This window comes from Gilliamella apicola (genome assembly GCF_003202655.1).
GTDB classification, from domain to species: domain Bacteria; phylum Pseudomonadota; class Gammaproteobacteria; order Enterobacterales; family Orbaceae; genus Gilliamella; species Gilliamella apicola_R.
In genome coordinates this window covers 82,283-95,707 of the sequence record NZ_QGLR01000008.1, presented here as the reverse complement: position 1 = coordinate 95,707, position 13,425 = coordinate 82,283, and the positions used below count along the sequence as shown (strand labels likewise).

General features: G+C 33.0%; 10 protein-coding genes. 3 read left to right on the top strand and 7 right to left on the bottom strand.

Annotated elements, in window-relative coordinates; all coding sequences use genetic code 11:
- Positions 1 to 125: 125 nt before the first annotated feature.
- The 3 genes from DKK70_RS04445 to acuR form a co-directional block, all read right to left on the bottom strand.
- The gene (locus tag DKK70_RS04445; RefSeq protein WP_110432908.1) at positions 126 to 3,140 is read right to left on the bottom strand and encodes a flavocytochrome c; all 3,015 of its coding nucleotides are present in this window, start codon (positions 3,138 to 3,140) and stop codon (positions 126 to 128) included.
- 208 nt (positions 3,141 to 3,348) lie between these two features.
- Positions 3,349 to 4,344 (bottom strand): acrylyl-CoA reductase (NADPH), encoded by a 996-nt coding sequence (gene acuI / locus DKK70_RS04440; protein WP_110432907.1) that lies wholly within the window; start codon positions 4,342 to 4,344, stop codon positions 3,349 to 3,351.
- A gap of 291 nt (positions 4,345 to 4,635) precedes the next feature.
- Entirely contained in the window at positions 4,636 to 5,268 is a 633-nt protein-coding gene (gene acuR / locus DKK70_RS04435) for an acrylate utilization transcriptional regulator AcuR (protein ID WP_110432906.1), read from the bottom strand.
- 979 nt (positions 5,269 to 6,247) lie between these two features.
- Between acuR and DKK70_RS04430 the strand changes: the two genes are divergently transcribed.
- Entirely contained in the window at positions 6,248 to 6,637 is a 390-nt protein-coding gene (locus tag DKK70_RS04430) for a hypothetical protein (RefSeq protein WP_110432905.1), read from the top strand.
- A 127-nt stretch (positions 6,638 to 6,764) separates the two neighbouring features.
- Here DKK70_RS04430 and DKK70_RS04425 read toward each other — a convergent pair whose 3' ends face one another.
- From DKK70_RS04425 to malX, 4 genes are all read right to left on the bottom strand, one after another.
- A complete protein-coding gene (locus tag DKK70_RS04425; protein ID WP_110432904.1) occupies positions 6,765 to 6,989 on the bottom strand; it encodes a hypothetical protein in 225 nt (74 codons plus the stop codon).
- A complete protein-coding gene (locus tag DKK70_RS04420) occupies positions 6,986 to 7,204 on the bottom strand; it encodes an IS3 family transposase (protein ID WP_181415907.1) in 219 nt (72 codons plus the stop codon). Before DKK70_RS04420 ends, DKK70_RS04425 begins: the two co-directional genes overlap by 4 nt.
- A gap of 543 nt (positions 7,205 to 7,747) precedes the next feature.
- Positions 7,748 to 8,932, bottom strand: a complete 1,185-nt coding sequence (locus DKK70_RS04415; protein WP_110432902.1) for a MalY/PatB family protein — start codon at positions 8,930 to 8,932, stop codon at positions 7,748 to 7,750.
- A 69-nt stretch (positions 8,933 to 9,001) separates the two neighbouring features.
- On the bottom strand, positions 9,002 to 10,582 hold the full coding sequence (gene malX / locus DKK70_RS04410) for a maltose/glucose-specific PTS transporter subunit IIBC (protein ID WP_110432901.1): 1,581 nt from the start codon (positions 10,580 to 10,582) through the stop codon (positions 9,002 to 9,004).
- 183 nt (positions 10,583 to 10,765) lie between these two features.
- On the opposite strand from malX, the gene malI reads away from it, so the two are divergent.
- On the top strand, positions 10,766 to 11,764 hold the full coding sequence (gene malI / locus DKK70_RS04405; RefSeq protein ID WP_034883107.1) for a Mal regulon transcriptional regulator MalI: 999 nt from the start codon (positions 10,766 to 10,768) through the stop codon (positions 11,762 to 11,764).
- Between the two features lie 744 nt (positions 11,765 to 12,508).
- Positions 12,509 to 13,402: a tyrosine-type recombinase/integrase gene (locus DKK70_RS04400; protein ID WP_110432900.1), complete on the top strand. Its 894-nt coding sequence runs from the start codon at positions 12,509 to 12,511 to the stop codon at positions 13,400 to 13,402.
- The last annotated feature ends 23 nt before the right edge of the window (positions 13,403 to 13,425 follow it).

Sequence of the window (13,425 nt, the reverse complement as noted above, 5' to 3'; positions counted from 1 at the left end):
TTAATATTTTTTCCCATCATAGAGAAAGAAACCTGATATTTATCTAACATAAATACTTTTATTTAAAATTTAAAAAACCTAACAATAAATATATTATTAGGTTTTTTTGTTTTATGAAAAATTAGTTATATATTGTTAGCTGCACTTTCTCCAGCAATCCGACCAAAGGTAAAAATATCAATCAATGCATTACCACCTAAACGATTTCCTGCGTGAATCCCACCAGCTACTTCTCCTGCGGCATATAAACCTTTGATAGCTTTACCTTGTTTATTAATAACACGTGCATAGGTATCAATTTTTAATCCTCCCATAGTATGATGAACTGATGGTTTTCTTGGTGTTGCATAGAAAGGAGCATGTTCAACTTTTAAACTTAATGCACTCTTATTAAATTCTATGTCTTTTCCTTGTTCCACATAAGAATTATAACGTCTAATAGTTTCACTTAAAGCTGAAGCAGGTATACCTATTTTATCAGCTAATTCCTCTAATGTGTTAGCTTGATATATGATGCCTTCCTTGATTTCTCTTTCGATAATTTCATCCGAAGTATTGGCAGCAGTTTTCCGAATTTTTTCATCAGCAATCATATAAATTAATCCTCCATTATCAATGAAAGCTTGAGATAGTACATCCCTACTCTCACATTCATTAATAAATCTCTGCCCCTTTTGGTTAACAAAAACAAAATTCTCTGGCGGAACAATTAATCCAGTGAGTAGTGCACCAGATTTAGGATCTCCCACTGGCATCAGTTGTACAAATCCCATGCCAACTAATTCTGCTCCAACTTGCTCTCCGATTCTAATACCATCACCAACTAAAGCTGGAGAATTTGTTGTCTTGATATCATCCGCAATTTCAGGCCAATAAGTATTATACTGTTGTATCATTTTCGTATTTGCCCCAAAACCTCCTGAAGCAAGAATTACACCATTATTAACATGTATAACCACTTTAGTTCCATCACTTTGTGTAGCATTAATACCTACAACTTTTCCTTTATTTAAAATCAAACTCTCAGCAGAAGTATCAGTCATAATTGAACCATTTTTTTCCATAATTCTTTTTTGCAATACTTCGATAAACTCTACACCTTTCGGTCGTTTAGGTTTATGCGCTCTTCGCCATAATGCTCCAACAGGAATTTCAACAACGTTTCGATCAAAATCAATTCCTTTTTCTGCTAACCAATTAATAGACTCCATGGCTCGACGAGTAAGGGTTTCAACAAGATCATATTGGCTATAGATTGTATTCCCATTAAGATCTGTACGCTTTCCACCTAAATATGTTTGTATTCTATGTAACTCAATAGAATCAAATAGATAATTTTTCCCAAGTTCTATTTGCTCTAAATATTCTGCTATTTGTTGTTTTAAAATACGAAAATCACTTAAATACTCGGAGGCAATCTCTTTCTCTGGTATTTCCACTATTTTTATTAATGTTTCTTTTTCACCAGCTAAATTAGGAAATTTATTTTGCCATTCAGGTTCAGCTGCGTTGACCCATCCACCAGTACGTATGGTATTACCACCGATAGCAGGAAATTTTTCAACTACGATAACTGTTTTACCTTTGTCTAAAGCTGATAATGCCGCACTTAGTCCTGCACCGCCTCCTCCAATAACCACAATATCAACATTCTTTTCAACTGTTTCAGTTGATTTCTTTACAGGAAACTTCATTCGATGTCTTAAAGCTTCCGAATTACCACCAGCTAAATCAACAGCTTTTGCTACACCATTGATGACTGCTTGACTACTTACTGTAGCTCCTGAAATTACATCAATATTTAATGTTTGTCCTTCAATAATTTGTTTTGGTATTCTCTCGAAGGCTGGATTTGCTATACCTTCCGACTCTTTTGAGTTGTCAACAATAATATCTAAAATTTTGTCTTCTGAAAATGTGACTTTAACAGGTAAATCACCATTATGCCCACGGCCATAAGCTGTATAAGATCCTGGAGTAAAATGAATTTTAATTTTTTGTAATTCTATTATTTGTTTAAGCCTCTCTTCTTCGAGCTGCTTATCAACAATCATATACCCCATAGTTTTCCATAAAGGCTCTGGGATTTTAAGATTATCCCTCTGATTGATTTCAGCAAAAGTAGCACACTGTTCTCTATTTTTTGCTTTGGAAGCCCAAAAAGGTTCAACTAAATAACCTTTACCTATACTCACTATATCATAACCACTCGTAAGAGCTTGTTCTGCATCTGTGACTTGTAAAATTTTCCCTACACCTATTACCGGTACCTTGGCTAATTCTGCTGATCTTAATTGACAATATTTACTTATTAAAGGTTCATTATCTTCTATATCAACTATGGATGTTCTTGCCCAATCATTCATAGAAAAGTGTACATAATCAATACCTTTATGTGCTAATTTATCTAATAAATACAAACTATCAGAAAATCGAATCCCTGGTTCTTCAATTTCTTCTGGTGAAAACCTATAACCAATTATAAATTCCTTTTTGCCTAACTGTTGAACCACTTGATGAGCTTGACTTAAAATAGCCAAAGCAAAAGTAGTTCGTTTTTCAAGGTTCCCCCCCCAACAATCATGTCGTCTATTAGAATGAGGTGAAAAAAATTGTTGAATTAAATATGTATTAGCACCATGAATTTCAATACCATCAAAACCAGCGTTAATTGCTCTTTTCACCGCTAAAGAAAAGTTCTCAATCATTTTCTCAATTGCTTCTTTTGTCATTTCTAATGGAATGACAGCATTATCACGAAGTGCGGCAATAGGGCTAGCTGAAATAGGTATATGTCCACCATTATATTCTGGATTTGCCATACGGCCAGCATGATAAATTTGGAGGATAGCTTTTGAACCTTTAGATTTAATTGCTGTGGCTAATTTAGTTAATCCTTCTATTTTTTGATCATCATTAATACCAAGTGCCCCAGGAAATGCGCGACCAAAATTTTCAACAAATGCACTTTCAACTACTATTGCAGCAGCATCACCAGCACGTAATGCATAATAATCAATCATTTCATTTGTGACACTACCATCATAAAATGCAGATTCAATTGTCATAGGAGCCATAATAATCCTATTTTTGAAAATAGCTCCAGAACGCAAAGGTAATTCACTAAATAATTTATTCATTTTAACTATATCCTTGTTCAATATTTTTTATAACTAACTTAATAAATGAAAACTATCGACAAGTTGAGAAAGGTTATTTAATGATTGATTAAATATGTAGGACACCATTTTCCTATCACTCACTGAATGTCGATATTTACTTCTATAGGTATCATCAATATTAATTAAAATTTTTTCCTTTAAAAAAATTCATTTTTATTTAAGAACATTAAGAATTTACATCGATAACAAAACGACCTTTAATTTGTCCTAACATCATTTTATTAGCAATTTCAATACATTGACTTAAAGGAACCATATTAAAAATGTGATTAATTAATTCTTTATCAATACATTTTGCAAGCATATTCCATGCTGAAATTCTTTTATCATAAGTAGTCATAACACTATCAACACCAGCTAATGTAATACCTCTTAAAATAAAAGGGGCAACAGTTGAAGGAAAGTCTAATCCTAATGAAAGCCCACATGAACTTACAATTCCACCATATTGAGTCTGTGCACAAGCATTTGCAAGAACATTAGAACCCAATACGTCAACTACCGCAGACCAGCATTCTTTCTGTAGTGGCTTTCCAGCTTCTTTAAAAGCTAGGCTATCAATGATTTCAACAGCTCCCAATTCCTGCAAATATTGAATTTCATTAACTTTTGAAGTCATTGCCGTCACTCTGTAACCAAGTTTACTAAGTAAGGCAATTGAAAAAGAACCAACACCTCCTGATGCACCTGTGACCAAGACATTTCCTTGTTCTGGCTTGACTCCATGGTCAATAATTTTTTCAACGCATAATCCTGCTGTATAACCTGCTGTGCCAATAGCCATGGCTTGTTGAGCTGTAAAATCTTGTGGCAATGGAATTAACCATTCTGACTTTAAATAAGCGTACTGAGATAAACAACCCCAATGAGATTCACCACATCCCCAGCCATTTAATATAACTAGATCACCTGGTTTATATCGCCCACTTTCACAACTAATAACGGTACCCACACCATCAATTCCGGGAACCATAGGCCATAAACGGACGACTGGACTTTTATTTGTTAATGCTAATGCATCTTTGTAATTGATACTTGAATATTGAATTTGAATCAATGTGTCACCATCTTGTTCAAACAATTGTTTTTTTGTTATTGATTTGATACTACATTTAAAATTTCTATCATTATCTCTTTCCAATAATATTGCTTTAAATAGCATATTGAAGGCTCCTTTTCTCACTTATTTTTAATAACAGCATTAATAAATTAACTTATAATACTTAACGTTAAATATCTGAATTATCATGCGACTTAATGTTGTTTTATGAACTTTTAACTTGAAATATAGACGGTCGGTCTAATTATAGACCGACCGTCTATAAAATTTCAAGAAGATAACTGCATTTTTTAGTTGTAGTAAATTTGATGAGTAAAATTTGATATTGCATGAATAATAACTATAAAAGTATATCTATTATGTTGTATTGAATAATAAATATACTTAAATCAATCATGCTACTGAAGAAGTTAATCCTGACAAAAATAACTTAATGAAAATATCTAACGGTTCGGATTTTTTTATTAATTTTGCTCTCGTTACAGCCCCTTCCCAGCCAATCCAGAAAAAATTAGCTAATTCGGTACAATTTAGGTTCTCTTTAATTTCACCCTTTTCCTGTGCTTTTCTTAAACACATTTCAACCTTTTTTTGCCAACTTTTTAATATATTCTCTAAGATCATACTATAGCCATCAGGTAAAAGAGATTCTTCTTGAATCAACTCACCAATTAAACACCCTCGGTCAAAATTATATTTGGCCATACCTTTTTTAGCATCTTGATAAAATGAAATTATACAATCTAATGAGGAGTCTGTTGCTTCATTAGTCAAATGTTTATCCAATTTATGCGCAAAAAAACTATCATAGTTATCTATAATTTGTCTTCCAAAATCTTCTTTACTTTTGAAATAATAATAAAAAGATCCCTTGGGTACCCCGACTTGTTTTAAAATGCTATCTATATTAGAGGATATATAACCATAAGTTGTCATCATTTCAACTCCACTACGGATCAATGCTGCTTTAGTATTATTTCCTTTTTTAATAATAGACTGAGTATTTAATTTGCTCATCTCAACCATTTAAATAAACCTTTTCAAAACTAATTTAAATTACTTATTCGTGTATCTTATAAAAAAAAACAATAAGATAAATATTTTAATATCAAATTATTTATTATTAATATTACCTGCTACATACCTAACGTCAATAAAACTTTAGTTATCTAATAAATAGCTAATTTTTAGACAGAAAATACATTCAGAGAGACAAGGATTCAATGAAATTTAAATTCAATATTACTCATTAAATTATGGATATATCTTTCAAATTCTCCATAATTCATTCAACTTTAATGTTAGGAAAATATGACATTTTATAATATCAGAAATAAAAAAATACACAAAATTTGAAAATTAACTTTAAATAAATTTTCTCAGACTATAAAGAAAAGGCTATAAGCCATAGTAACAATTTTTTGCTAGGTGGATTGACAGCATCTCCTTGTTGCTTTACGCAGGCAAAACAATACAAACGAGTTTGCAAAATAACAAAGAATACGCTGACACATAAGTAAGGTGTATAGTCGATGACGAAGTGAAATGAGTTTATCTGTTAGTTCGGATAACCAATACGCTTCATCAAACCGTTCGGATAAACGAGATGGGGAAATAAGATAACTTTGTATGAATAAAAAACAGGAATAAAAAAATCATGCTTGTTGCCAAGGGACGACCGCGGCAAGGTTGCCATCAAAAAATGAATCGCTCTTAACAAACAAGATTTAGCGTACACTTTTTAAAAGCGTTGTACCTATTATTGAGCTTTGATTAAAACACAAAAAAGACTGCATCAACCTGTAAAATTAGGCTTTTTTAGGGAGTAGACAATAACAGATGATTGATATAGAACTATGAATTTAAACCTTTTTACAATAAATAATCTGCCATCATTTATGGGGTTCTTTAACTAATTTCAATAGACTAGTTTTTCATCATTCTGATAGAATATTAGCATATCCAAATAATAAAACTTAAAACAATTAAAAAGGAATAGAAAGGGATGAAACTAATACGATTAATGGGTGATGGATTCGAACCCCACATACTTAAAGAGGGTGAACAGGTAATCTATGCAATTTATGTCCAATGTGGATTTATGGAGCGCAGCTTTGCATTTAATATTTGCTACACCGATTTAGCTATTTTACTTTCAGATGACTACCGAAGCGCCATTCTCGAAGTTGTGGCTCATACATTATTACAAAGTTCGATGGTTATAGGAGGTAAGCCTTTTACTCAACATGATTTCGATAATCTTATTAGGGATACGCTTTACTCCTCATTCAAGGATTTACAGACATTAATTGCTCGGGTAGGTCGTGAACATCATATTGCTATTGAGTATTATGTGAAAAATATTATGGATAGGCGCTTTGCCAAAGCAGTGTAGAAAAAATGTGCTGAACAGTCTAAAAATAGGGAAAGTAGCCCCTTCTGCTATCATGCTTTCAGATAAAAGGATTTTACGTCTAAAATTTTCGATATATAAGCGGGTATCAGTTTGTTTATATCTCTGTTTAACCACCAACCACTTGCGAATAAAAAACTAAATCAGGAATAATTTTTTTTAGTTGATTAAAATAATCTGTGCTCAAAATTAAATCACAACCTTCTAATTTAGCTATATTTGCATTTGTGCCATCAAAAGAATCTTTACCAATCAATTGGTCTCGCCATCGCCTAAACAGTAGAATAACCTCACCTTCATTATTTAATGCTCTTAAACCTTTTTTTATAATCATCTAGCTTTAAGTTTAGCATAAGCAATTACGGTATATTTTGATTTCAATGATAATGCTTTTATGACTTTAGCCACATCACGACGCGATACGATTATACCTTGATTTGACAACGCTTTTCGTATCCTTCGCGTACCATAAGATTGATAATTGCGATTAAAAATAGATTGAATCTCTTGTGCATACTTTAAAACTTTATTCTTAAGGCGCGTTTGCACAAACAATAAAAGTTATGCCTTGCTATAGCTAAACATCGACACAACCAACTTAATCAATGATGATATCAATTTGATTATATCACTGCGATTTTCGTGCCATTATCAGTGTGGCTCGCTTTAGGATATCGTTTTCCATCAATAACCGTTTATTCTCTTTGCGAAAGGCAAGTGACTAATTATCTACAGAACTTCGATTATCTTTAGTTTGGAATGAAACTGTTAGGGAGTATTGTATTATCCATCTAATGCTGAGCGTTAACTCATACTATAAAACTCATTTATTGCGGGTTTTACCTTCTTGATATTGCGTTATCATCTGCTATTTAAAATCATCAGTATAGGTTCGTCTTTCTCGTTGTTTTATTCTCATCGTATTTTCCTTTTTTAGAGTTGATTATCTTATCCCTTAAAAAAGTTGTACGAATTAGTGTAGCCTATCCACTAAATTATTCTATTGAATCTTGCTGATGTTCCCCTAAATTTTATATTTTAGGGGAACAATCTTTGATGCATGATTGTTTATTATATAAAAACAATTTTATATTATTCTAATGCCTTAATTGCATTGATAATTGCATTTACACCTGTTTCGACCTTACTACGCGGACAACCAATATTTAATCGTAAAAATTGATTTCCCTCGGGCCCATAGGTATAACCGGGCATAATAGCAACACCTTGTTCATGGATAAGGTTTTCTTGCAATTTTATATCATCGATGTTGAGTTTTCTTAAATCGATCCAAGCCAGATAAGTTGAATCAGGTATTGCATAATCTAGTTGTGGAAAAGCATGATTCAATTGTTTGGCGACAAAATCTAAATTGTTATAAAGATAGTTTTTTAATTCATGTAGCCAGATATGCCCTTGTTTATAAGCTGCAATGGTAGCAACAAGTGAAAGCACGGCAGGAGAGGAAACACCATCACAGGCCTTGATTTGATTTAGATAATTCTCTCTGGTTTTTTCGCATTGTATTAAACCATAAGCACCAGTTAAAGCCGGAATATTAAAGCTTTTCGACGCTGATGATAAGACCGCCCAACTATTTTTTCCATATTGACACCATGGATTATGAGAGCCTTTCCATACCATATCCATGTGGATTTCATCACTAATAACATTGACGTGGTATTTTTCACATAATGCCGCGATGATCGCTAATTCTTCTTTTGACCAAACTTTACCTGTTGGATTATGAGGATTGCATAACAATAAAATTTTAACCTCTTTTTTCGCCAGTAATGTTTCAAGGTAGTTCATATCACAATACCAGCTATTATCTCTTTTGATTAAAGGGCAGGCTTCTATTTTACGTTTGTTACCAATAATTGTTTTATAAAATGCGTCGTAGGCAGGAGTATGAACGACAATACTGTCATTTTGTTGACTCCATAAGTTGATTAATTTTGCAACCATATAAATTACCGACGGGCCGTATACAATCATCTTGGTATCAATTGTTGCATTAAATTGTGATGAGTACCAATATTTGATTGCATCAAGGTATTCTTCATTTTGCCAACGGCTATAACCCAGTACTCCATGGCTAATACGTCGATGTAATGCCTCTTCAATACATGGAGCAATTTTAAAATCCATATCAGAGATAGTAAAAGGAACTAAGTTAGCGATACCAAAACGGTCTTGCACATAGTCCCATTGTGTGCACCATGTACCTTTACGATCTATCGGGGTATTAAAATCAAATAAGTTTGACAGAGCCATTATCGTATTCCTGTGTGATCTAAATAATAGTAGTGATAAATTGACATTATCACTACCTTATTTCACTATTTATTGAGTCAAATATTGTTGCAATTCATCTTTAACTAACTGAACTTGTGGACCTATCACGACTTGCAAGTTATGTTCATTAAGACGAACAACTCCAATAGCTTTATTGGCTTTCAACTTCTGATCATCAACAATGTTAATATCTTTAACTGATAAACGCAGCCGAGTAATACAGTTGTCTAAAGAAACGATGTTATCTGCACCGCCTAATGCTTCTAATATTTGAGCTGTATTATAGCCTGATTTGCTTGTGGTTGTTTGAGCATTGGTATTATTGTCGTTTTTACTTTCTACCTCTCGACCCGGTGTTTTGATATTAAAGTGTAAAATGAAGAATTTAAACACAAAGAAGTAAACCACAAACCAAACAGCTGCAATAACAGGAACCCAGTACCATTTTGTACTTGTACCATGTAAAATACCGAATACGACAAAATCGATAATGTTACCATCAGTATTACCAATTGTTACATCAAGTAACGACATTACCATAAAGCCGATTCCGGTTAATAAAGCATGTATCACGTATAAAACTGGAGCTATAAACAGAAACAAAAATTCTAATGGTTCAGTGATACCACCTACCGTACAAGCAACAACACCAGAAATGAGAAGTCCTTTAATTTTGCTTCTATTCTCAGGTTCAGCACAAACATACATTGCTAATGCGGCGCCAGGTAGCCCGCCTAGGAATGATGGCATTTTTCCTTGGGATAAAAATCGCGTCGCACTTTCAGAAAACCCAGTTGTTGTTGGGCATGATAATTGAGCTTGGAAAATGGTTAATGCGCCACTTACTGTCTCATTACAGACCTCCATAGTGCCACCTGCATCAGTAAAACGAATCAACGCAACAAGGATATGATGCAAACCAAAAGGTAATAATAAACGTTCGCCTGTACCAAAAATAAATGGACCAAATGCACCAGCACTATTAACAACATAACCCAAACCACTAATAGCTTTTGCAAAAAAAGGCCAAACGATAGGAACAAATAAACCTACTACGCCTAAAGTTAACATGGTAATAATCGGCACAAAACGATTACCACCAAAAAAAGCTAATGCATCCGGTAGACGAATTTTTCTAAAACGTTCATGTAAAAAATATACTATAATTCCTACAAAAATAGCACCTAAAATACCCGTATTAATCGATTGAATACCAAGTACAGATTGAATGTCGTTGGCTCTTAATATATTAGGATCGGTTTGCGGTAAAATACCAACTATAGTAAGGTAGAAGTTAATACTTAAGCTTAATACGGTATAACCAACAAAACCTGAAAATGCAGCAACGCCCTTATCTTCTCTAGCGAGCCCTAAAGGAATGGCAATAGCAAACATTGCAGGAAGAAAACTAAATGAGAATGATCCTATTTTGCTCATCCAAGTAAAAATAGCAATACATACGTGATTATCTAAAAAAGGTAATAGTTCTCGAACATCTTGGCTAGCAAGTGAACTGCCTATGCCTAGCATAATTCCAGAGAAAGAAAGTAGAGCGACTGGTAACATAAATGTTTTACCAAGGCTTTGAAAAAATTCCCAAAAAGTGACTTTGGTTGCTTTATTCGTCATAATTTTACCTAAAAGTTAAATGATTCCACTTAAATTAACATTTTCTTTACATTTAGGTAAAACGTTTTATCAAATATAAATGAGATGTATGTCACAAAATTAGAAAATATATTTAACTGTAGGAAATTTAACTTAAAATGACTAAAATAATTATCAGATCTGAACTTAAGTGAATTTAATACGATGCGGAAACCTACAATTAATGATGTAGCCAAGCATGCGAATGTTTCTGTTACTACTGTTTCACTCGCATTAAGTGGAAAAGGGCGAATATCTGATGTGACTGTTCAAAAAATTAATCAAGTCATAGATCAGCTCGGTTATGTTCGTAATAAAAATGCAGCAAGGTTACGCAGTGGTCAATCGGCAATTATCGGTGTTATTGTTCGTGATATCAGAGATGCTTTTTATGCGAGTATTATTACCGGTATCAATGAAGTTTTCTCAAAGCAAGATTATATTCTTTTTTTGTTACAATCAGATATGACAAAAGAAGGATTATTGAAAAGCGTCAATTCACTCATTGAACAAGATGTATCAGGCATTATTTTGGGGTATAGCGGAATACTGACCTACGATATTAAGACAATAACTGATAAGCACAAAATTCCCTTAGTCATTGTTGCTCAATCAAGTAGCTTAAGTAATATCTCGCAAATTTGCTCTGATAATCGATTAGGCGCAGAATTGGCAACGGAATACTTTATTGGCAAGGGATATCGTCAGATAGCTTATTTAGGAGGAAGAACAAATTCATTAACGCGAGCAGAACGTTTAGCCGGATTTGGTCATATTCTTGCAAAACATGGATTAAAATTTAGATCTGAATGGATAATACCTAATGAACGACCAGAATTATTGGATGATGTTAGCTTTTTGCTAAAACAGCATCCCAACGTTACCGCTTTTTTGTGTCATGATACGTCTGCAACCCTATCTTTAATTTTGAGTGCGTCTAAATTTGGTCGAACAATTGGTAAAGGGGGATTAGTGAGCTATTTGGAACCACAAGTGGAAATAATGAGTTTCGCTACTCAAGCCGAAATACAGATGGCAAAAAATTTAATCAGTTACGTCGACAATAAACCGATTGAAATTGGTCGTCAAGCCGCCTATACGTTACTGCGAAAGCAATTCACTATTGAGCAAATTATTATCTCACCTGAATTAGTTATTGATTAGTAATTATTTTTCTCATAAGTTTTTTTATTGGTACTTTTTATGATCAAGCCCTATGCTATTGAAAAGCACAACAGACTTGAATTCAAAAAATAAAATAAAAAAAACACTTAATGCTATAAATAAATCGTCATAAGTGGTGATTATTTTTTATTCATCGTATTTTTCATTAATGTCTATTTTCTGTTTACTAACCTTTGCCTAAAAGTATAACTATTAATGTAAGATTTGTTCGCGTTATTTACAATATTAAGGGAAAATACTGTAATAAATATTCATAAAAACTCAAGATTAACACCTTATCATTAAGGTTGCTAAGAATATAAATAAAAACGCGGATCTGATTTGGATTAAATCTTTAATTATCATGTGTGATACATTATTCGGTGGTCAACAATCGCAGATTACTATTAATATGTCTGATTTTATTTAAATGGATAACTTACTGACATTGTTAATAAATAAAATGGCATTAAAAGTTTTTCACCTAAAGATGATCAAGCAAGGATTAGCAGAATTTTGCTGGTTTAGATTTTTTATTGAATATTTTAGGGGGATAGTTACATACGAACGCTACATAATCAACAATCGCAACGAGCATAACTATGTATTCTAACCAACTAATATAATATGGATGAAATTGCTGATTTTATGATTTTCAATGAGGCAATAAAACATTGCGCATTAGAAATTAATAACAGGTTTTCTTTATTTTAGTGCAAAATGTCCACTTTTTAAGTGGGTACTATGTTTTTCTTATCTAAATTATTTCAATCAAACAAATTAAAAACCGTTAATCTATGGTTAGACGAATATGTCAAAATCTTAGCTGAGCGTGAATTAAAACCGAAAACCAGGGAAATAAAAGCTTATCTTATTAAAGTTATTCGTCGAGAAATTGGCGAGCAATTAGTAAAAGTAATAACACCTGCCGACATAGCGAAAATTATTAAAATCTATACAGACCAGGACAAGGCTCCTTCTGCGAAGAATATGTATCATCTTTTAACGGATGTGTTTAGGGAAGCCTACGCCCAAGGTTGGAATGATAAAAATCCTGTCGACCCAATAAAATGCCCAAAAGTCGTGGTGAAACGATCGCGTATGACCTTTAATGAGTTTAAAAAAATATTAAACGAGGCAGAAAAAACAGATAACAAGGTTATGCATAAAGCAATGATGCTAGCGTTGGTAACCGGCCAAAGGCGTTCTGATATAGCAGTGATGAAAAAATCTAATGTCAAACGAAACCACTTATTAATTGACCAATACAAAACTGGCGCCAAAATAGCATTACCTGTTAAATTAGAGTGCAAAAAAATTGGCATGTCATTACGGGATATTATCGATTCCTCAAAAAATGATTATTTAATTTCTATTAATAATAAACCGATTAAATTAGAAAGTATAACCAAACAATTTGCGCAATTACGTGATAGAACGTTCAAAAGAAGTTATTGGACTGGTACACCTACCACTTTTCATGAAATTAGATCATTGGCCGAGCGTCTGTATCGGGAGCAAAACATAGATACAATGACCTTGCTCGGTCATAAATCTCAACAAATGACTGATAAATATAATGATAATCGGGGTAGAGAATATAAAAAATTGAAGGTGAGTAAATCCACCTACTTATGAGGTAGGTGAGCAAACAACGTTTA

Bases quoted from the DNA above. Each gene is read 5' to 3' on its own strand.
- DKK70_RS04400 (WP_110432900.1), top strand. From the start codon at position 12,509: ATGTTTTTCTTATCTAAATTATTTCAATCAAACAAATTAAAAACCGTT.
- DKK70_RS04415 (WP_110432902.1), bottom strand. From the start codon at position 8,932: ATGGCTCTGTCAAACTTATTTGATTTTAATACCCCGATAGATCGTAAA.
- DKK70_RS04430 (WP_110432905.1), top strand. From the start codon at position 6,248: ATGAAACTAATACGATTAATGGGTGATGGATTCGAACCCCACATACTT.
- acuR (WP_110432906.1), bottom strand. From the start codon at position 5,268: ATGGTTGAGATGAGCAAATTAAATACTCAGTCTATTATTAAAAAAGGA.
- acuI (WP_110432907.1), bottom strand. From the start codon at position 4,344: ATGCTATTTAAAGCAATATTATTGGAAAGAGATAATGATAGAAATTTT.
- DKK70_RS04425 (WP_110432904.1), bottom strand. From the start codon at position 6,989: ATGATTATAAAAAAAGGTTTAAGAGCATTAAATAATGAAGGTGAGGTT.
- malX (WP_110432901.1), bottom strand. From the start codon at position 10,582: ATGACGAATAAAGCAACCAAAGTCACTTTTTGGGAATTTTTTCAAAGC.
- DKK70_RS04445 (WP_110432908.1), bottom strand. From the start codon at position 3,140: ATGAATAAATTATTTAGTGAATTACCTTTGCGTTCTGGAGCTATTTTC.
- malI (WP_034883107.1), top strand. From the start codon at position 10,766: ATGCGGAAACCTACAATTAATGATGTAGCCAAGCATGCGAATGTTTCT.